This is a genomic window from Cellulomonas humilata (assembly GCF_013359775.1).
Taxonomy (GTDB): domain Bacteria; phylum Actinomycetota; class Actinomycetes; order Actinomycetales; family Cellulomonadaceae; genus Cellulomonas; species Cellulomonas humilata.
On the sequence record NZ_JABMCI010000060.1, the window covers coordinates 34,701 to 54,709 of the forward strand.

A 20,009-nucleotide genomic window follows, 5' to 3' on the forward strand; every position below is an offset into this window, starting at 1 on the left:
CAGGTGACAGAGCGGGGAGCCCACCCACCGTCCCGGCACGTCCGGACGACCTTGCGGAGCAGCCCGTGACCGATCTGAGCCAGTTGCACGACGCCGTCGTGAACGGCGCCCTCGCCGTCCACCTGGACACCAGGTCCGACGCCGTCCCGTTCACCAGCGTGGAGCACACCCCCGCCGCCGAGGTCTTCGCCGACCGCCACATCGGCCCGCGAGGCGGCGAGACGGCGCACATGCTCTCGGTCGTCGGCTACCACTCGCTCGACGAGCTGGTCGACGCCGCCGTCCCCGCGAGCATCCGCACGGACCGCCCGCTGGACCTGCCCGCCGCGCGCTCCGAGGAGGAGGTCCTCGCCGCGCTGCGCACGATCGCCGGCAAGAACCGCGTGATGACGCAGATGATCGGCCAGGGCTACTCCGACACCATCACGCCCGCGGTCATCCGCCGCAACGTGCTCGAGTCGCCCGCCTGGTACACCGCGTACACCCCGTACCAGCCGGAGATCTCCCAGGGCCGGCTCGAGGCGCTGCTCAACTTCCAGACCATGGTCACCGACCTCACCGGCCTGGACCTGGCCAACGCGTCGCTGCTCGACGAGGCCACCGCCGTCGCCGAGGCGGTCGCGCTCATGTGGCGCGCGGCCCGCGGCAAGGCCGGCACGGTGGTGCTCGACGCCGACCTGTTCGGCCAGTCGCTCGCCGTCACGCTCGGCCGCGCGGAGGCCATCGGCCTGCCGGTCGTCGTCGCGGACCTCACCGACGGGCTGCCCGAGATCGAGGGCGACCTCATCGGCGTCGTCGTCCAGCAGGTCGGCGCGTCGGGCCGCGTGCGCGACCTCCGCCCGGTCATCGAGGACACCAAGGCGCGCGGCGGCCTGGTCACCGTGGCGGCGGACCTGCTCGCGCTCACCCTGCTGACCTCCCCGGGTGAGCTCGGCGCCGACGTGTCCGTCGGCTCGGCCCAGCGCTTCGGCGTCCCGCTGTTCGGCGGCGGACCGCACGCCGCGTTCATGGCCGTGCGGAACGGCCTCGAGCGCATGCTGCCCGGCCGGCTCGTGGGCGTCTCGATCGATGCCGACGGCGCCCGCGCCTACCGGCTCGCCCTGCAGACGCGTGAGCAGCACATCCGCCGCGAGAAGGCGACGAGCAACATCTGCACCGCGCAGGCGCTGCTGGCGATCGTCGCGTCGATGTACGCGGTCTACCACGGTCCCGACGGGCTGCGGGCGATCGCCGAGCGCGTCCGCGGGCGCGCGGGAGCGATCGCGGCGCTGCTCGCCGAGCACGGCGTCGAGATCGAGCACGACGTCGTCTTTGACACGGTCCGCACAGTCGTCCCCGGGCTGGCGCACGACGTGGTCGCAGCCGGTGCACGGCACGGTGTCAACCTGTGGGCGCCGGACGCCGACCATGTCCAGATCGCATGCGACGAGAAGACCAGCGCCGATGACGTGTCGGCTGTGCTGATGGCGTTCGTCGAGGCCCGCGCGACGACCGTGGACGTCGACCAGGAGGGCGCGTCGTTCGGGTTCTCCCACTACGGCGTCGCCGCTGCCGAGCTGCCCGCCTGGACCGCCCGCACCAGCGCCTACCTGACGCACCCCGTCTTCCACCTGCACCGCTCCGAGACCGCGATGCTGCGCTACCTGCGCCGGCTCTCGGACAAGGACCTGGCCCTGGACCGCACGATGATCCCGCTGGGCTCCTGCACCATGAAGCTCAACGCCACGGCGGAGATGGAGCCCATCTCCTGGCCGGAGTTCGCGACCATCCACCCCTACGCCCCCACCGACCAGACCGAGGGCTACGCGGAGCTGGTCACGGAGCTGCAGGACTGGCTGGCCGAGATCACCGGGTACGCGGCCGTCTCCGTGCAGCCGAACGCGGGCAGCCAGGGCGAGCTCGCCGGGCTGCTGGCCATCCACGGGTACCACGCGTCCCGCGGCGACCAGCGCGACGTCTGCCTGATCCCCGCGTCCGCGCACGGCACCAACGCGGCGTCGGCGGCGCTCGCGGGCATGCGCGTGGTCGTCGTCGCGACGGCCGACGACGGCTCGATCGACCTGGACGACCTGCGCGCCAAGCTGGAGCAGCACGGCCCGAAGGTCGCGGCGATCATGATCACCTACCCCTCGACGCACGGCGTCTACGAGGAGGGTGTCCGCACGGTCTGCGACCTCGTGCACGGGGCCGGCGGTCAGGTCTACATCGACGGCGCCAACCTCAACGCGCTCGTCGGCCTGGCCCGTCCGGGCGAGCTCGGTGGCGACGTCAGCCACCTCAACCTGCACAAGACGTTCTGCATCCCGCACGGCGGCGGCGGACCCGGCGTCGGTCCGGTCGCGGTCGCGGCCCACCTGGCCCCGTTCCTGCCGGGCGACCCGACGCCCGCGTCGGCCACGACGAACACCGTCGCCCCGGTCAGCGCCGCCCCCTGGGGATCGGCCGGCATCCTGCCGATCTCGTGGGCCTACGTCGCGCTCATGGGTCCCGACGGCCTCAAGACGGCCACCGAGACGGCCGTCCTGGCGGCGAACTACCTGGCCACACGGCTGTCGGGCCACTTCCCCGTGCTCTACACCGGCCCCAACGGGCTCGTCGCGCACGAGTGCATCCTCGACCTGCGGGACATCACCAAGGACACGGGGGTGACCGCCGAGGACGTGGCCAAGCGCCTGATGGACTACGGCTTCCACGCCCCGACCCTGTCCTTCCCGGTGGCCGGCACGCTCATGGTGGAGCCCACCGAGAGCGAGGACCTGGCCGAGCTGGACCGGTTCGTCGACGCTCTGGTCTCCATCCGCGGCGAGATCGACGCCATCGAGGCCGGTCGGTGGCCCCTCGCCGACTCCCCGCTGCGCAACGCCCCGCACACGGCTGCCGCTCTCAGCGCGAACAGCTGGGACCACGCGTACGACCGTGAGCTCGCCGCGTTCCCCGTGGCCGCGCTCCGCGAGGGCAAGTACTGGCCGCCGGTCCGCCGGATCGACGGTGCGCACGGCGACCGGAACCTGGTGTGCTCCTGCCCGCCCATCGAGGCTTACTCCGAAGGAACAGCGTGAGGGACGAGAGCATGGACACCCTGAGCCCCCTGCACGCCGAGCACGTCGCCCTCGGCGCCGCCCTCACCAGCTTCGCCGGCTGGCAGATGCCCCTGCGGTACACCAGCGACATCGCCGAGCACACCGCGGTCCGCACCGCGGCCGGTCTGTTCGACCTGTCGCACATGGGCGAGATCGGCGTGACGGGTCCGGACGCCGGCCGGTTCCTCGACTACGCCCTCGTCGGCAACCTCTCCACGCTCAGGCTGCTGGGCGCCCGCTACACCATGATCTGCGCGGAGGACGGGGGCGTCGTCGACGACCTCATCGTCTACCGGGACACCGAGGACACGTTCCTGGTCGTCGCCAACGCGTCCAACCACGAGACCGTGCTGGCCGCGTTCGCCGAGCGCACCGCGGGCTTCGACGTGACCGTCGAGGACCGCTCCCCGCAGACCGCCCTCATCGCCGTGCAGGGCCCGCGCGCGCTGGAGATCCTGCGCGCGACTGCGGGCCTGGCCGAGGCCGGGCACGACGCCGAGACGCTGAAGTACTACGCGGCCATGCCGATGACGTTCCAGGGCGAGCCGGTCCTGGTCGCGCGCACCGGGTACACCGGTGAGGACGGCTTCGAGTTCTTCCTCGCGGCCGGGCTCGCCCCCGCCCTGTGGCAGGCGTTCCTGGCGGCCGGCGAGCCGTTCGGACTGGTCCCCGCCGGCCTGTCCGCGCGCGACAGCCTCCGCCTCGAGGCCGGCATGCCGCTGTACGGCAACGAGCTCGACCGGACGACCACCCCCCACGACGCCGGCCTCGGCCGCGTGGTCAAGCTCGACAAGGTCGACGCCGACGGCAACCCGCTGCCGTTCGTCGGCCGCGCCGCCCTCGAGGCCCGCGGACAGTCGGAGCCCGCGCGTGTGCTGGTCGGGCTCGAGGGCCTCGGCCGCCGGGCTGCCCGGCACGGCTATCCGGTGGTGCTCTCGACCGCCGACGACGCCCCGGCGATCGGTACCGTCACCTCCGGAGCGCCCTCGCCGACCCTCGGCCACCCCGTGGCGATGGCCTACGTCAGCCCCGAGGTGAGTGCCCCGGGCACGGAGCTCGCGGTGGACGTGCGCGGGCGCCGCGAACCCGTCAGGGTGGTCGCTCTTCCCTTCTACCGCCGACCCCGGTAGACCAAGCCCTAGAGAAGTCGACAGGAGCCAGGCACATGACAGCGGAGCTGCCCACCCACCTGCACTACACGGTCGAGCACGAATGGCTGGATGACGGCGCCCCGGCGACCGTCGGCATCACCGGGATCGCTGCGGACGCGCTCGGTGACATCGTCTATCTCGAGCTCCCCGCCGTGGGTGAGGAGATCACCGCCGGCGCGGTCGTCGGCGAGATCGAGTCCACCAAGTCGGTCTCGGAGCTCTACTCGCCGGTCTCGGGCACGGTCGTCGAGGTGAACCAGGCCGCCGTCGACGACCCGTCGGTCGTCAACTCGGACCCCTACGGACAGGGGTGGCTGCTGAAGGTCGACGTCTCATCGACCGGGCCGCTGCTGACTGCCACGGAGTACACAGCTCAGAACGCGGGCTGAACCCAGGACGAATCACCACCGTTACACAGATGTCACACGCGCTCACTCGCGCGTCAGCCGTCCGGGTGAAAACCCGCGGATGCTCACGCGTTCGGCGTATCTGACGCAGCAGTCGACGTTCATTGTGGGTGGCAAGCGCGATCGGGCGCATGGCGGGGGGGAACCCGCGCATGACGAGATTGCTGGAAGTGGCGTCATGGCTCACGACCAGTCCTCTCTCATCCGGTACGCAGCCCAGAGCGTGAGCCGGACCCCCCGGATCCACGCAGCACACCGGAGGACATCATGAGCATGTTGGAGACGAGCAGGTCCGTCAGTGTCGTGAACGACGCCCTCACGCGCCGCGAGCGTGTCGTGCTGGCGGAGCTCGCCGAGGACGTCACCCTGGAGGAGATCGCAACACGCCTCTTCGTGACGCGGAACACCGTGAAGTCGCAGGTCCGCAGCGTGTACCGCAAGATCGGCGCCTCGACGCGCGCCGAGGCCGTCGCCTGGGCCGTCGCGCACGGCATCCGCTGACCGTGATCGGACGGCTCGAGCCACCTGGCCGTCCCACGGCAGCCGACCCCGCGTCACGCGGGACTGGCAGACTCACCGCATGACCTCACCCGTGCTCGTCGTGGCCGCTGCGATCGTGGACGACCTCGACGACCCTCGTGAGCTGTTGGCCGCGCGCCGGGCTGTGCCGGCGCGGCTGGCGGGCCGCTGGGAGTTCCCCGGCGGCAAGGTGGACGGCGACGAGTCACCCGAGGACGCGCTGCACCGGGAGATCCGCGAGGAGCTCGGTGTGCGGATCGGCCTCGGCGACGAGCTCGTCGGCCCCGACGACGGGCTGTGGCGTCTCTCGGACGAGTACGTGATGCGCATCTGGTTCGCCGAGGTGGTCGAGGGCACGCCGGAGCCGCTCGTCGAGCACGACGAGCTGCGGTGGCTCGCGGCGCACCAGTGGCACGACGTGCCGTGGCTCGACGCGGACGTGCGCATCGTCGACAGGCTGGCGAGCCTGACGGTCCGGCTCGGCTGAGACCGGTCGTGCCCTGCCTCCTCCGGTGGCGGGTGCGCTGGTCAGCTCACCAGCGGTGGTTGGCGTTCGCCATGCACGTCTGGCCGGTGCCACGGCAGTAGCTGCACTCACCGGACCAGCGCTTGCGACCGGCGCCATCACACCGCTCGCACACCTGCACGGCGGAGTTGCACTCGTCGCACTTCACCATGTCGATCTCCCATTACGTCGTTGTACGGCCCTGCTGTGGGAGTGATCGGCAGTTGCCCGGGGGGTAATGAGCCCGGGTGGGTGGCGGTTGGTCACGAATCGGTTTCAGTTCGCCAGGGCAAGAGCCGTTCGGCTGACAGCCTCGGTGAGGGTCGCGGTCGAGGCGGCCAGGTTCAGCCGGACGAATCCGGTGCCCTCGACGCCGAACGTGGTGCCCTGGTTGAGGGCCACCCGCCCGCGGCGCAGGGCGAGCCGGGCGGGGTCGGCGCCGGCGCGGACGGCGGGCGCGGCGCGCAGGTCGATCCACGCGAAGTAGGTGGCCTCGGGCACGGCCCAGACCGCGTCGGGGATCGCGTCGGCCAGCAGCGCGGCGAGCAGGCGCTGGTTGTCGCCGAGCCCGCGCAGCACGTCGTCCAGCCACGGGCCGCAGTCGCGGAGGGCCGCGGCCTGCGCGACGGCGCCGAGGTGCATCACGCCGTGACCGACCAGCTCCGGGAGGCGGGCCAGGTCGTGCGCCGCCGCGGGACCCGGTATCGCCAGGGCGGCCCGTAGGCCGGCGAGGTTGAACGCCTTGGACGCGGAGTGCAGGGCGATCGCGTCGGGGATCTGGGTCGTCGCCGGCACGAAGTGCGGTGCCGAGCCGTCCGCGGCGGTGGGGATCAGGGGCGCGTGGATCTCGTCGGCGACCACCCGCACGCCGTGCTGCGCGGCGAGCTCGCCGACGGCCCGCAGCTCCGCCGCCGTGTGCAGGGTGCCCGTCGGGTTGTGCGGGTGGCACAGCAGGTACGCCGCGCGACGCCCGTCCGAGCGCGCCTGCGTGAACGCCTCCCCGAGGACCTCAAGGTCCAGCCGCCCGTCAGGGCGCAGCGGTGCCGTGACCACCCGGCGACCGGCGTGCTCGACGAAGCCGCGGAACGGCGGGTAGACCGGCGGGTTGATGACGACGGCGTCGCCGGGGTCGGTGAGCAGCCCCAGCAGCTCGACGATCCCGAGCATGACGTCGGGCACCGTCCGGGTGGCCGGCACGTCCACGTCCCAGCCGTAGCGCTCCGCGGCGAACCCGGCGAACGCCTCGGCGAGGGGGCCGCCCTCGTCGTACCCGGTGTCCCCCGCGCGCAGGGCGTCGGACACCGCCCGGATCACCGGCTCCGGCTGCGGCACGTCCATCTCCGCGACGAACAGCGGCAGGACGTCCGGCGGGTAGTGCCGCCACTTCACGCTCGTCCGTCGGCGCAGCTCGTCCAGCGGGACGGAGTCGAAGATCGTCACCGGACCGACCCTAGGACGCACGACGGCCCCGGACACCTGCTGATGTCCGGGGCCGTCGGGTGGATCAGAGGGTGGCGCGCACCGTCCGCGTCGCGGCGAGGATGTGCTCCAGTGACGGGGCGACCTCCTCGTAGCGGCGGGTCTTCAGGCCGCAGTCCGGGTTGACCCAGAGCTGGTCGACCGCGATGGCCTTGACCGCCTCGGTGAGCAGCTCCTCGACCTCGGCCTGGCTGGGGACGCGCGGCGAGTGGATGTCGTAGACGCCCGGTCCGATCCCCCGCGGGTAGCCGGCCGCCGAGATGTCGCCGAGGATCTCCATCTTCGAGCGGGCCGCCTCGATCGACGTCACGTCGGCGTCCAGGCCGTCGATGGCGCCGATGATCTCGCCGAACTCCGAGTAGCACAGGTGCGTGTGGATCTGCGTGTCGGGCCGGACGCCGGCCGTGGCCAGCCGGAACGAGCGCACCGACCAGTCGAGGTACGCGGCGTGGTCCTCCACGCGCAGCGGCAGGAGCTCGCGCAGGGCGGGCTCGTCCACCTGGATGATCGCGATGCCGGCGGCCTCGAGGTCGGCGATCTCGTCGCGCAGGGCCAGGCCCACCTGGTTGGCGGTGTCGCCCAGCGGCTGGTCGTCGCGCACGAAGGACCAGGCCAGGATGGTGACCGGGCCGGTGAGCATGCCCTTGACGGGCTTCTCGGTGAGCGACTGCGTGTACGACGACCACTCGACGGTGATCGGCTTCGGCCGCGAGACGTCGCCCCACAGGATCGACGGACGCGTGCAGCGCGAGCCGTACGACTGGACCCAGCCGTTCTGCGTCACAGCGAACCCGTCCAGGTTCTCCGCGAAGTACTGCACCATGTCGTTGCGCTCGGGCTCGCCGTGCACCAGCACGTCGAAGCCGATCTTCTCCTGGAGCTCGACGACCCGGCGGATCTCCGCCTTCATCTCCTCGTCGTACTGCGCCTCCGTCAGCTCGCCCTTGCCGAACGCGGCGCGCGCGGTGCGGATCTCGGTGGTCTGCGGGAACGAGCCGATGGACGTCGTCGGCAGCGGGGGGAGGTTCAGGCGGGCGGCCTGCGCGATCTTGCGCTCGTCGAACGAGCCGCGGCCGAACGCGTTCTCGTCGAGATCGGCGACGCGGTCGCGGACCTCGGGGTTCACGACGCCGGGCGCCGTGCGGCGGGAGTTCACCGCATCGGTGGCGGCGAGCAGCTGCTCGTGGATGGCCTCGCGGCCCTCGGTCAGGCCCTCGGCCAGCGTGACGACCTCGACGACCTTCTCGTCGGCGAACGCGAGCCAGGTCTTCAGCGTCTCGTCGAGGTTCGGCTCGTCCGTGAGCGTGTGCGGCACGTGGAACAGGGACGTCGAGGTGCCGACGGTGACCGCGGCGGCGCCGAGGCCCTCCAGCTGCTCGAGGACGGCCAGCTTGGCGTCCAGGTCCGCCCGCCAGATGTTGTGGCCGTCGATCACGCCGGCCACCAGCGTCTTGGTGGACAGGCCCGGCACGGACTCGGCGGGCGCGTGGCCGCGGACCAGGTCGATGCCGATCGCGTCGACGTCCGTGGCGGCGAGCACCGGGAAGGCCGCGCCGAGGTCGCCGTAGGGCGCCGCGACCAGGATGGCCGGGCGCTGCGGGCGGGTGAGCTCGGTGGCCAGCGCGCGGTACGCCTCGATCACGGCCGCGAGCAGCTGCTCGGCCGGGACGGCGACCGAGTCGGAGACCAGCGCGGGCTCCTCCAGCTGGACCCAGGTGGCACCCGCTGCGGCGAGGTCCGTGAGCAGCTCGGCGTAGACCGGCAGCAGGTCCGCCAGGCGGTCGATCGGGGCGAAGCCCTCGGGGGCGTCCTCGGTGGCCTTGGCCAGCGCGAGGTAGGTGACGGGGCCGACGATGACCGGACGCGTGAGGACACCGTCCGCGAGGGCCTCGGTGAACTCGCGCACCGGGCGCGTGCTGGCGTACCGGAAGGTGGTCTCCGGGCCGATCTCGGGGACCAGGTAGTGGTAGTTGGTGTCGAACCACTTGGTCATCTCGAGCGGCAGGTCGTCGCCGCGACCGCGGGCCACGGTGGAGTACCCGGCCAGGTCGAGCGTGCCGTCGGCGCCCACGACGTCCGCGAAGCGGGCCGGCACGGCACCGACGACCGCCGTGGCGTCGAGCACGTGGTCGTAGAACGAGAACGCGCTCGGGATGGCCGGCACGTCGGTGGCCAGGCCGAGCTCGGCCAGGCGCGTGCGGGTGCGGCGACGCAGCTCGGCGGCGGTGGCCTCGACCTCGTCGGCCGTCGTGCGGCCGGCCCAGAACGCCTCGAGGGCCTTCTTCAGCTCGCGGCGCGGGCCGATGCGGGGGTAGCCGAGCACGGAGCTGGCGGGGAAGTGCGGGCTCAGCGGGGGTGTGCTGCTCATCTTTATCTCAGTCCCTCGGGGTCGGGCGGGGTGCCGTGTCCTGCGGCCAGCTGGCCAGGTCGGGAGCTGTCCGAGCTCCGCCGTCGAGGTGTGCACCCTCGAGCAGGTCAAGTGCGGCGTGGTGCTGGTTGAACGTGTAGAGGTGGACGCCGGGTGCGCCGCCGTCCAGGACGCCGTTGACCAGGTCGACGCTGGCCCGGATGCCCCGGCGATGACGGTCGAGCTCGTCGTCGGCGGAGCCGAGCAGGTCGATCAGGTCGGACGGCACCGGGACGCCGGTCAGCTCCTGCACGCGCAGCAGCCGGGCCGGGTCGGTGGTGGGGATGATGCCGGGGATGATCGGGATGGTCACGCCGGCCTCACGGGCCTCCGCGACGATACCGAGATAGTCGTCCGCGTCGAAGAACACCTGGGTGATCGCGAAGTCGGCGCCCGCCTGCTGCTTGGCCAGCAACGACGCGACGTCCTGCGCGCGGGTGCCGCCGGTGGCGTGGTTGCCGCGCGGGAATGCCGCGACCGCGACCGACAAGGGGCGCACCCGCGCCCGCACCGCCTGCGACGGGCTGTCCAGGCAGCGCTGGGCCTCGATGTCGCGCAGCAGCTCGACCAGCTCGCCCGCCGTCTGCAGGCCCTCCGGGTGGGCCGCCCAGTCGCTCTGGTCCGTGGGTGGGTCTCCCCGCAGCGCGAGGAACGAGCGCAGGCCCTCGTCGAGGAACTCCCCCACGATCGTGGTGATCTCCTCGCGCGAGGTCCCCACGCAGGTCAGGTGGGCGATGGGGTTGAGCGTCGTCTCCCGCAGCAGCCGGCGGACCAGCGCGCGGGTGGTGACCCGGGTCTTGCCCGAGGCGCCGTACGTGACGGAGACGAAGTCCGGGTGCACCGACTCCAGGGCCCGGATGGTGGACCACAGGCGCGGCGCCGCATCGGGGTTCCGGGGCGGGAAGAGCTCGAACGAGATGGTCGGTCGGTCGTTCGCGGTCTGCGCCCGGCGCGCGGTCGCGGCATGCAGGCCGGGGGTGCGCGGCTCGGCCACGGCGGCGCTCATGGCGCGACCGGCGGGGTCGCCGCCGGAGCGGTGTGGGGACACCTGACCTGTAGGAACATGACTCACTCCATCGCCCCTGGCGGAAGCACCCACACCCTCGCGAGGAGGGGGGTTGCTGCGGCGTCGTCGAGCCAGGTCTCTCGGCCGCTCTGGATGGTAGGCGCGATGGTAGTCCGCAGATCACATGCTGGGCAACCGTGCTCGACCTGTGAGACGCGGGCGTCCGCAGGTCATGCAGGTGCCCGAAGGCGTCAGTGTGGTCGGCGCGGGGCGAGGTGGGTGGAGCGCACGCGGCTGCGCTGGGACGGGACGTCGAACCAGGAGTTCGGCGAGCCCGCGGGGACGGACAGCAGCCCGACCTGCACGGCCTCGAGGATCTCTGCATCGGGGACGACGTTGTCCGTCAGCGCCTCGGCCGCCGCGCGCTCGGCGTCACGCCGAACGTCGGGGTCGGGCATCTCCGTCATGGCGGCACTGTAGTGCGCGACACGCGCGGTGCCGAGAGGGCGGGTCGCACGATCACCCGCCAGGAGCAAATCTCACCCGGGAGGCGTCCCGGTACCGACGGAGCCTGCCGCCGACGGGCAGGTGGCGAGGTGGTCGTCGACGACACCGCACGCCTGCATCGCCGCGTAGGCGGTGACCGGGCCGATGAACCGGAACCCGAGCGTCTTCAGCTCCTTGGCCAGCGCGCGGCTCTCCGGCGTCTGCGCGGGCACGCCCGCCCAGCCGGTGGGGCGCTGGTACCCGGTCCGGTCGGGCGCGTGCGACCACAGGACCTGGTCGAGCGAGCGGCCCGCAGCGTGCAGCTCACGCAGGGCGCGGCCGTTGGCGATCGTCGCCTCGATCTTGGCGCGGTTGCGCACGATGCCGGCGTCGGCCATCAGGCGGGCCACGTCGTCGTCACCGAACTCCGCGACCACCTCCGGGTCGAAGTCCGCGAACGCCGTGCGGAACGCGGGCCTCTTGCGCAGGATCGTGATCCAGGCGAGGCCCGACTGGAAGCCCTCCAGGGCGAGCCGTTCGTAGAGGGCGTGCTCGTCGTGGACGGGCTTGCCCCACTCCTCGTCGTGGTACTGCTCGTACAGCGGGGTGCCGTCGCCGAAGCAGCGGCCGGAGATCGGGGCGTCGAGCGAGGTCATGCGTCGAGTCTGCCCCGCGCCGCCGACACCACGGCCGAGCCCTGTGCCGCGCCGGGGCTGTGGGCGGCTCAGGAGGCCTGGGCGATGAGCCGCTCGATGCCGTCGAGGATCAGCACGGTGCCGAAGTCGAGCCCGTCGTCGTCCTGGGGAGCGTCCTCCGGGGAGGAGAACGCGCCCTGGCCGGCCGCCCGGAGCAGCGCGGGATGCTCGTCGGCGGAGGCGAGCATCGAGATGAGCTCGCCCAGGTCCGGCGCCGGAGCACCCTCGGCGGTGGTGCCGACCGCGGCGGTGCGTCCGGCACCGCTCAGCTCCTCGCCGATCCGCAGCTGGTCGAGGCCGTGCGAGGCGAGCAGGCCGATGGCGCCGACCTTCTGGTGCTCCGCGAGCGGTGTGCCGTCGAGCGCGGAGAGCATCGCCTCCATCCAGGCGAGCCGTCCGGGCCCGACCGCGTGCAGGACCGTGGACGTCCGCGCCAGCCAGGGGTGCGCGCGCAGGATCGGCTGCTGGACCGCCAGCACGAGCTCGAGCCGGTCGCGCCAGCCGCCCACCTCGGCCCCGACGACGGGGGGACGGCCCGTCGCCCGGTCGGACATGAGGCTGAGCACCTCGTCCTTGGACGACACGTACCGGTAGAGCGACATGGTGGTGAACCCCAGCGACTCGGCGAGCCGCGCCATCGAGACGGACTCGAGCCCCTCGGCGTCCGCGAGGGCGATGCCGGCGTCGGCGATCTGCTCCAGCGTGAGGCTCGGTCGCGGCCCGGGCCGGCCCGCCGGAGGGGTGCGCCAGAGGACGGCGATCCCCGGGGGCAGGTCCACGGGGACGCCCTCGGACCCCGCCACCCGCACGGCGTGGCGACGGGCCTTCTCCGCCTCGCGCGCGGCCTGCTGCTGCGCCAACGCGGCGGCGCGCTGCGCCTTCTCCGCCTCGCGCAGCTGCCGGGCAGCTTCCCGGACGGCCTGCTGAGCGGCCTTCTCCTGCTCCTTGCGGCGCCGGTCCCGCTCCTTGGCGGCGTCCTGCTCGGCCTTCTGCCGGTCGCGCTCGCGGCGCTCGACGTCCTTGCGGGCGGCCTGGTCGGCCTTCTCGAGGTCGCGCCGCAGGCGCTCGGCCTCCTTGGCCTCCGCGCGCTCGGCCTTCTCCCGGTCGCGTCGCAGGAGCTCGGCCTCGCGGCGGGCCTCCTCGGCCTCCCGTGCTTCGTCGTCGTCCACGACACCTCCTTGACCCGTGATCCTACAAGTGTGTATGAAGTACACACACAGTTTACGACATACACAGAAAGCGAGAGTGCGATGACTGCTCCTGTCGTGGTCGCCCGGGGGCTGCGCAAGTCCTACGGCGACCTGACCGTGCTCGACGGCGTCGACCTCGACGTCGGCAAGGGGGAGGTGCTCGCCCTGCTCGGCCCCAACGGCGCGGGCAAGACCACCACCGTGCGCATCCTGTCCACCCTGCTGCGGCCCGACGGCGGCACGGCGCACGTCGCCGGCAAGGACGTCGTGCGCCAGCCTGCCGAGGTCCGGGCGGCGATCAGCCTGACCGGGCAGTTCGCGGCGGTAGACGACCTGCTGACGGGCACCGAGAACCTGCACCTCATGGCGAGGCTCGCGCACCTGGGGCGCGCCGAGGTGCGCACCCGCAGCGCCGAGCTGCTCGAGCTGTTCGACCTCACCGACGCAGGCAAGCGTGTGGTCAAGACGTACTCCGGCGGGATGCGGCGGCGCCTCGACCTCGCGGTGGGCCTGCTGTCCCGGCCGCAGGTGGTGTTCCTCGACGAGCCGACCACCGGGCTGGACCCGCGCAGCCGCAACGACCTGTGGGACGTCATCCGGTCCGTGGTCGCGGAGGGCACGACGGTGCTGCTCACCACGCAGTACCTGGAGGAGGCCGACCAGCTGGCGGATCGCGTGGCCGTCATCGACCACGGGCGCGTCATCGCGGACGGCACGGCGCGCGAGCTCAAGCGGGCGGTCGGCTCGGCGCACGTGGAGCTGCGGCGCAAGGACGGCACGGAGGAGCGTCTGCTGACCGACGGCTCGGTGGCGGACGTGCGGCGGATCCTCGCCGACGTCGAGCGCCGCGGGATCGACGTCGAGCACTGGGAGGTCCGCTCCCCCACGCTCGACGACGTCTTCCTCACCCTGACCGGCCGCCCGGCCGAGTCCCCCGTCCTCGTCGCCTCCCGGGAGTCCTGATGACCACGCTCACCCCTGCACCTCCGGCCCTCGGCTGGACCACGCACGACACGACCGCGCTGATCGGTCGGTGCATCCGTCGGTCGCTGCGCCAGCTCGACACCGTCCTCATGGCGGTGATGCTCCCGGTGATCCTGCTGCTCCTGTTCGTCTACGTGTTCGGCGGCGCCATCCAGACCGGGGGCGACTACGTGAACTGGGTGGTCCCCGGGATCGTCCTGCTCACCGCGGGCTACGGCTCGTCGACGACGGCCGTGGACGTCGCCAGCGACATGACCGGCGGCATCATCGACCGGTTCCGGTCCCTGCCCATCCGCTCCACCGGGGTGCTCACCGGGCACGTCGTCGCCAGCATGGCGCGCAACGCGGTCTCGACCGCCCTGGTGATCGGCATCGCTTTCCTCATCGGGTTCGACGCGTCGGCGACCGCGTGGGAGTGGGTGGCCGCGATCGGCCTCATCGGGCTGTTCGTCCTGGCGCTCACGTGGGTGGCCGTCGCCATCGGGGTCGTCGCGTCCGGGCCGGAGGCGGCCAGCGGGTTCACGTTCGCGATCCTGTTCCTGCCGTACGTGTCCAGCGCGTTCGTGCCGCCGGAGTCGATGCCGTCGGTGCTGGAGGCCATCGCGACCTACAACCCGATCACCCCGATCACCGACACGCTCCGCGGGCTGCTGCTCGGCGCCGGCGCGGGGGACTCGGCGCTCGCGGCCGTGGTGTGGTGCCTGGGGATCTTCGTGGTCGCGCGGCTGGCAGCGGCCGTGCTGTTCCGACGGGGTCAGTAGGCGGCGAGCGCCTTCTTGATGCGGGTGGTCGACACGGGGCCCGGGGTGCCCAGCTGCTGGGCGAACAGGCTGACCCGGAGCTCCTCCAGCATCCAGCGCACGTCGCGGAGCCCGGCGTCCTGCGGCCGCTTGGCGACGACGGCGGCGTAGAGGTCCTCGACATCCCGCACCTGCCACGCCAGGTCGGCGTCGCGCTGCGGGTTGTCGGCCGCCTTGACCAGCCGGTGCCGGGCGGCCCGGAGGTATCGCGTCAGGTGCGGGAGCTGCGCGGCGCCGACCTCGCTAACGAACCCGTCGTGCACCAGCCGGGCGGCCTGCGCGCGGACGTCCTGGGCCGTGGCCAGCAGGGCGAGGCTGGACCGAGTGCGGATCTCGGCGTCCAGCTCGCGCCAGGCGGTCAGCACCGCGACCAGGTCGGTGACCACGGCGAACACCGTGTCCTCGAGGCGGTCCCGCGTCGTCGTGCGCAGCGCCCGGTAGGCCTGCGCGGTGCGGATGCTCGACGCCGGTTCGGTCAGCAGGCTCTCGATCGCGGCCAGCTGTACGTCTCTGACCAGGGCCTCCGTGCTCGGGTACGGGCTCGCGGCGAGCGTCAGGGCCTGCGTTCCCGTCCAGCGGGTGGTGATCCGGCCCTGCGTCAGGCCGACGTCGAGCAGGAGCAGCCTGCGCAGCCCGCGGCGCGAGGCCTCGGGGCGGGCGGACTCGTCGGCGAGCGCGCGGACGGCGACGGACTGGCCTTCCTCGACCAGCGACGGGAACGCGCGGACGCGGCCGACCTCGACGACCTCGGGGAGCTCGGGCAGGTCGGCGGGCCAGGTGGTCAGCCCGGTGCGCTCGACGTCGATCGCCGGAGCAGGTGCCGGTGTCTCGACGGAAGTCGCCGGGGGAGCTGCCTTGCGGGCCTCCTCCATCGCCGCGCGCACGGCGGTGCGCACGGCGTCGTCGACCGCCTTCTGCGTCCGGTCGGCCAGGCGGCGCTGGAGGACCAGCAGGTCCTTGCCCTCGTCCACCACTCCCCCGCGGTCGCCGACCACCCGGAACGTCATCCGCAGGTGCGCTGGCAGGCGGTCGTCGTCGAAGGCGTCGTCGGGCACGTCGACGTCCCGCAGCTCCCGGACCGCACGCTGGAACACCTCGCGGAACGACGGAGCGGCGTCGCCCGCGCGGACGGTGTCCTCCCAGTCGGCGGCGTGCGCGGTGATCCAGGCGTCGACGCCACGCGCCACGTCGGGCGCCGGGACCAGCTGGACGCGGACCGGCTTGGGCAGCGAGCGGATCGTGGCGGTGATCAGCTCCTCGCGCAGGCCGGGGACCATCCAGCCGAAGCCGTCGGGCGTCAGGCGGGCGAGCGTCGAGAGGGGGATATGTACAGTCACGCCATCGGCTTCTGTACCAGGCTCGAACTGGTACGTGAGCGGGAGGCGGAGGTCGCCCTGCGGCCAGCGCGACGGGAACGCCGACTCGTCGATCGCGCCGGCCTCCCCCACCAGGAGCTCGCGCGTGAACGTCAGCAGGTCGGGGTGCTCGCGGCGCGCGGTCTTCCACCACTGGTCGAAGTGCCGGCTGGAGACCACGTCGTCCGGGACGCGCTCGTCGTAGAACGCGAAGAGGGTGTCGTCGTCGACCACGAGGTCCCGACGGCGCGCCCGCGCCTCCAGGCCCTCGGCTTCGGCCAGCAGGCGCCTGTTCTCGTGGAAGAACTCGTGGTGCGTGGTCCACTCGCCCTGCACCAGGGCGTGCCGGACGAAGAGCTCGCGTGCGTGCTCGGGGTCGACCTTGGCGAACAGGACCCGGCGCTGGTTCACGATCGGGACGCCGTAGAGCAGGACCTTCTCGAACGCGGTCGCCGCCCCCTGCCGGGTCGACCACGCAGGCTCGGAGTACGTGCGCTTCACCAGGTGGGCGCCCACCTCCTCGGCCCACTCCGGCTGGATGCGGGCGACGTCGCGGCCCCACAGGCGGGACGTCTCGACGAGCTCGGCGGCCATGATCCAGGCGGGCGGCTTCCGGGCCAGGCCGGACCCGGGGAAGATCGCGAACCGTGCTCCGCGGGCGCCGAGGTACTCGTTGCGACCCCGACGGTCCGGCCGCCCCGGCGTCTTGCCCCGCGTCGAGACCTCGGTCGCCTCCTGCATCCCGATCTGCGACAGCAGCCCGGCCAGGATCGCGACATGGATCCGGTCGCCGTCCCACTCGAGCTGGAGGCCGTCGTCCTCGGACGGGGGCCGCGGGGCGTTCATCACGATCCCCAGCGGCTTGGCCAGCTCGCGCAGCTGCGTGACCACGTCCTGCCACTCGCGGATCCGCAGGTAGTTGAGGTGCTCGGACCGGCACATCCGACGGAACGCCGACCCCGACAGGTCCCGCTGCTGGTCCTTCAGGTACTGCCAGAGGTTGAGGTAGGTGAGCAGGTCGGACGTCGGATCCGCGAACCGGGAGTGCGAGAGGTCGGCCTTCTCGCGCTCCTCGACGGGCCGCTCGCGCGGGTCCTGGATCGAGAGCGCCGCGGCGATGATCATGACCTCGCGCGCGACCCCGCGCCGCCCGCCCTCGACGATCATCCGTGCCAGCCGCGGGTCCATCGGCAGCTGGGCGAGGGCGCGTCCGACGTCGGTCAGCCGCCCGTCCCCCAGGGCGCCGAGCTCGGTCAGCAGCTGCACGCCGTCGCGCACCGCGCGGGTGTCCGGCGGGTCGACGAACGGGAAGTCGCCGATCTCCTCGGGCGTCGCGGCGACCCCGACGGCGATCATCTGGAGGATCACCGACGCCAGTGATGTACGAAGGATCTCTGGCTCGGTGTACAACGGTCGCGCGTCGAAGTCGTCCTGCGAGTACAGCCGGATCGCGATGCCGTCCGCGACGCGCCCGCAACGCCCGGAGCGCTGGTTTGCCGACGCCTGGGAGATGGGCTCGATGGGCAGCCGCTGGACCTTCGTCGCCTTGGAGTAGCGGGAGATTCGGGCGGTGCCGGGGTCGATCACGTACCGGATGCCGGGGACGGTCAGCGACGTCTCGGCCACGTTGGTGGACAGGACCACGCGGCGGTTCTGGTGGCGCTCGAACACGCGGTGCTGCTCGGCGGCGGACAGCCGGCTGTACAGGGGGAGCAGCTCGACGGCGCCGGGGGTGCGCGGGTCGCTGACGCGGGCGCCGAGCGAGGAGCGCAGGGCGTCCTCGGCGTCGCGGATCTCCCGCTCGCCCGACAGGAACACGAGGATGTCGCCGGGCCCTTCGAGGGAGAGCTCGTCGACCGCCTCGCAGATCGCCGTCATCGGGTCGCGGTCCTCGGCGCCCCGCTTCCTGACCGGTGCGCCCTCCTCGACGTCGGGCGACAGCGGGCGGTACCGGATCTCGACGGGGTAGGTGCGACCCGTGACCTCGACGACGGGAGCGGCGACCCCGTCCGCGTCAGCGAAGTGGCGGGCGAACCGGTCCGAGTCGATCGTCGCCGACGTGATGACGACCTTCAGGTCCGGGCGCTGGGGGAGCAGTCGCGTGAGGTACCCGAGGATGAAGTCGATGTTGAGCGACCGCTCGTGGGCCTCGTCGATGATGAGCGTGTCGTAGGCCCAGAGCATCGGGTCGCGCTGGATCTGGGCCAGCAGGATGCCGTCGGTCATCACCTTGACCAGCGTCGACTCGCTCGACTCGTCGGTGAACCGCACCTGGTACCCGACGACGCCGCCCAGGGGCGCATCGCCGACCAGCTCCTCGTTGATCCGCTCCGCGACGCTGCGGGCCGCGATCCGGCGTGGCTGGGTGTGCCCGATCTGGCCGGCGCGTCCGCGGCCGAGCTCGAGGGCGATCTTGGGGATCTGGGTCGTCTTGCCCGAGCCCGTCTCGCCCGCCACCACGACGACCTGGTGGTCGCGGAGAGCGTCGCTGATCTCGGCGCGACGGGCACTGACGGGCAGCTGCTCGGGGTAGACGATCGGCGGGAGGTCGACGGCTCGCCGGATCGTGGCGGCCCGCTCGCGGCGGGCGGTGGTGCGCGCGGGGTCGTCGCGACCCGAGGAGCGTCGACCCGCGCCGGCGGGCTGGGCCTTCGGCTCGGCGGCCGTCGGCCTGCGGCGCCCGCGGCCCCGGCGCCTCGGGGGTCGCCCGCCACCGGACCCGGACGGGTCGGCGGGGGAGGGGGACGGCGCGCTCACGACGGCCCAGTCTCCCAGGTGCAGGGCGCGGACCGCTCGTTCATTCGTCGCGGGCGAACGCGCGGTACGGCCCGACGGGTGCGGCGGACGACCCCCACTCGTCGTCGGCCCACGCCGCGGCGGCCGCCAGGAGGCCCGCCACGGCGGGCAGCGTGGAACGGAGCCGGACCGCGCCCCAGCGCCAGCGGGTGGTGAGCAGCTGCCGGTAGGACGGCGACGGGACACCGGGCGGACCCACGCGGGGGCGGTCCTCGTCGGCCCCGTCGATCAGCCAGCCCGTCATGGCGAGGATCCACGAAGCACAGGCGCGGTCGACGGCCAGCGTCCACCCCGGCTCCCGGACCACGTCGGGCAGGTGGGGCGCGAGGGCGGTGGTGAACCGGTCGAGCAGGCGGTCGGTGAAGCCCGGCGGCGGGTCGAACACGCACCAGCAGGTGGAGAAGGGCATCGCCGCGTAGGCGGCGTCGTAGGCCACGTGGTGCACGGTCGCGCCCTCGAGGTCGAGAAAGCGCCAGCCGTCGGGCGTGCGGACCGCGTTGTCGGGGCACGTGTCGGTGGGGGAGACGACGTCCGAGGCGGGGTCGCGGTGGTCGAGCGTGGCGATCACGTCGATCTCGGTGTCGATCTCGCGGTCGGCGGGCAGGCCGAGGACGTCGTCGAGCAGCCTGCGCACCCCGACGCGAGCCGCGGCCGACGGCTCGTCGGCAGGCAGGTCGCCCAGCGCGGCGACGAACACCGACGTCGCACCCCGGGACCGGCCGAGGGCGTCGGCGAGGGCAGCCACCCAGGACAGAGCGCCCTCCCACGCAGCCTCGGGGTCGTCACCCAGGAGGAGCTCGGCCAGCGTGGGACCCGTGCCCAGGTCGCTCATGACCAGCAGACCGTGGTCGCGGTCGAGAGCCAGCAGCTCGGGCGTGTGGGCGAGCGCCGACAACCCCGCCGCCTCCCGGGCGAACGCCGCGGACGTCCCGTCCGGGTACTTCTTGACGACGACGGTCCCTCCCGGCACGTGCGCGCGGAGCACGACCGACCGCTCGGACCCGTCGAGCGGCCTCGCGTCAGACACTGGGCCGCCGAGGGCAGCGCTCGCGAGCAGGAGGATGTCGTCGGTCATGCGCGACCTCTCATCGTGGGGCGCCCAGCATGTCGCAGGCCGGTCAGCCCGACACGGCCGTCCTACAGTGACCG

At 72.8% G+C, this 20,009-nt stretch carries 15 protein-coding genes and 1 riboswitch; of the genes, 7 read left to right on the forward strand and 8 right to left on the reverse strand.

All coding sequences use genetic code 11. From position 1 onward, the window contains the following. Positions 1–158: 158 nt before the first annotated feature. From gcvP to HP550_RS07780, 5 genes are all read left to right on the forward strand, one after another. Positions 159–3,059: an aminomethyl-transferring glycine dehydrogenase gene (gene gcvP / locus HP550_RS07760; RefSeq protein WP_343048067.1), complete on the forward strand. Its 2,901-nt coding sequence runs from the start codon at positions 159–161 to the stop codon at positions 3,057–3,059. Between the two features lie 11 nt (positions 3,060–3,070). Then, positions 3,071–4,210 carry a glycine cleavage system aminomethyltransferase GcvT gene (gcvT, locus tag HP550_RS07765; RefSeq protein WP_175347322.1) on the forward strand — a complete coding sequence of 380 codons (1,140 nt, stop codon included), beginning with the start codon at positions 3,071–3,073 and terminating at the stop codon, positions 4,208–4,210. Positions 4,211–4,245: 35 nt separating this feature from the next. Further along, positions 4,246–4,620, forward strand: a complete 375-nt coding sequence (gene gcvH / locus HP550_RS07770; protein WP_175347018.1) for a glycine cleavage system protein GcvH — start codon at positions 4,246–4,248, stop codon at positions 4,618–4,620. A gap of 285 nt (positions 4,621–4,905) precedes the next feature. Next, on the forward strand, positions 4,906–5,139 hold the full coding sequence (locus HP550_RS07775; RefSeq protein WP_175347019.1) for a helix-turn-helix domain-containing protein: 234 nt from the start codon (positions 4,906–4,908) through the stop codon (positions 5,137–5,139). Positions 5,140–5,218: 79 nt separating this feature from the next. Beyond that, a complete protein-coding gene (locus HP550_RS07780) occupies positions 5,219–5,644 on the forward strand; it encodes a (deoxy)nucleoside triphosphate pyrophosphohydrolase (RefSeq protein ID WP_175347020.1) in 426 nt (141 codons plus the stop codon). Between the two features lie 294 nt (positions 5,645–5,938). Here the strand turns inward: HP550_RS07780 and HP550_RS07785 are convergent, their stop codons facing one another. The 6 genes from HP550_RS07785 to HP550_RS22225 all read right to left on the reverse strand — a co-directional run bounded on the left by HP550_RS07785 (position 5,939) and on the right by HP550_RS22225 (position 12,904). Then, positions 5,939–7,102 carry a MalY/PatB family protein gene (locus tag HP550_RS07785; RefSeq protein WP_343048045.1) on the reverse strand — a complete coding sequence of 388 codons (1,164 nt, stop codon included), beginning with the start codon at positions 7,100–7,102 and terminating at the stop codon, positions 5,939–5,941. 64 nt (positions 7,103–7,166) lie between these two features. Beyond that, on the reverse strand, positions 7,167–9,509 hold the full coding sequence (metE, locus tag HP550_RS07790) for a 5-methyltetrahydropteroyltriglutamate--homocysteine S-methyltransferase (protein WP_175347021.1): 2,343 nt from the start codon (positions 9,507–9,509) through the stop codon (positions 7,167–7,169). 7 nt (positions 9,510–9,516) lie between these two features. Further along, positions 9,517–10,554 carry a methylenetetrahydrofolate reductase gene (locus HP550_RS07795; protein WP_175347022.1) on the reverse strand — a complete coding sequence of 346 codons (1,038 nt, stop codon included), beginning with the start codon at positions 10,552–10,554 and terminating at the stop codon, positions 9,517–9,519. 64 nt (positions 10,555–10,618) lie between these two features. After that, positions 10,619–10,714: riboswitch (SAM riboswitch) on the reverse strand. A gap of 91 nt (positions 10,715–10,805) precedes the next feature. Next, positions 10,806–11,021 (reverse strand): hypothetical protein, encoded by a 216-nt coding sequence (locus HP550_RS07800; protein ID WP_175347023.1) that lies wholly within the window; start codon positions 11,019–11,021, stop codon positions 10,806–10,808. A gap of 72 nt (positions 11,022–11,093) precedes the next feature. Further along, positions 11,094–11,696, reverse strand: coding sequence for a DNA-3-methyladenine glycosylase I (locus HP550_RS07805; protein ID WP_175347024.1), 603 nt, complete (start codon positions 11,694–11,696; stop codon positions 11,094–11,096). A gap of 68 nt (positions 11,697–11,764) precedes the next feature. Further along, positions 11,765–12,904, reverse strand: a complete 1,140-nt coding sequence (locus HP550_RS22225) for a TetR family transcriptional regulator (RefSeq protein WP_175347025.1) — start codon at positions 12,902–12,904, stop codon at positions 11,765–11,767. A gap of 81 nt (positions 12,905–12,985) precedes the next feature. On the opposite strand from HP550_RS22225, the gene HP550_RS07815 reads away from it, so the two are divergent. Then, positions 12,986–13,888: an ATP-binding cassette domain-containing protein gene (locus tag HP550_RS07815; RefSeq protein WP_175347026.1), complete on the forward strand. Its 903-nt coding sequence runs from the start codon at positions 12,986–12,988 to the stop codon at positions 13,886–13,888. Continuing rightward, positions 13,888–14,670 carry an ABC transporter permease gene (locus tag HP550_RS07820; protein WP_175347027.1) on the forward strand — a complete coding sequence of 261 codons (783 nt, stop codon included), beginning with the start codon at positions 13,888–13,890 and terminating at the stop codon, positions 14,668–14,670. The genes HP550_RS07815 and HP550_RS07820 overlap by 1 nt, the downstream gene beginning before the upstream one ends. Here the strand turns inward: HP550_RS07820 and hrpA are convergent. Next, positions 14,664–18,821 (reverse strand): ATP-dependent RNA helicase HrpA, encoded by a 4,158-nt coding sequence (gene hrpA / locus HP550_RS07825; RefSeq protein WP_175347028.1) that lies wholly within the window; start codon positions 18,819–18,821, stop codon positions 14,664–14,666. The genes HP550_RS07820 and hrpA overlap by 7 nt on opposite strands. Before the next feature lie 40 nt (positions 18,822–18,861). Next, entirely contained in the window at positions 18,862–19,935 is a 1,074-nt protein-coding gene (locus tag HP550_RS07830) for a protein kinase family protein (RefSeq protein ID WP_175347029.1), read from the reverse strand. Positions 19,936–20,009: the final 74 nt, after the last annotated feature.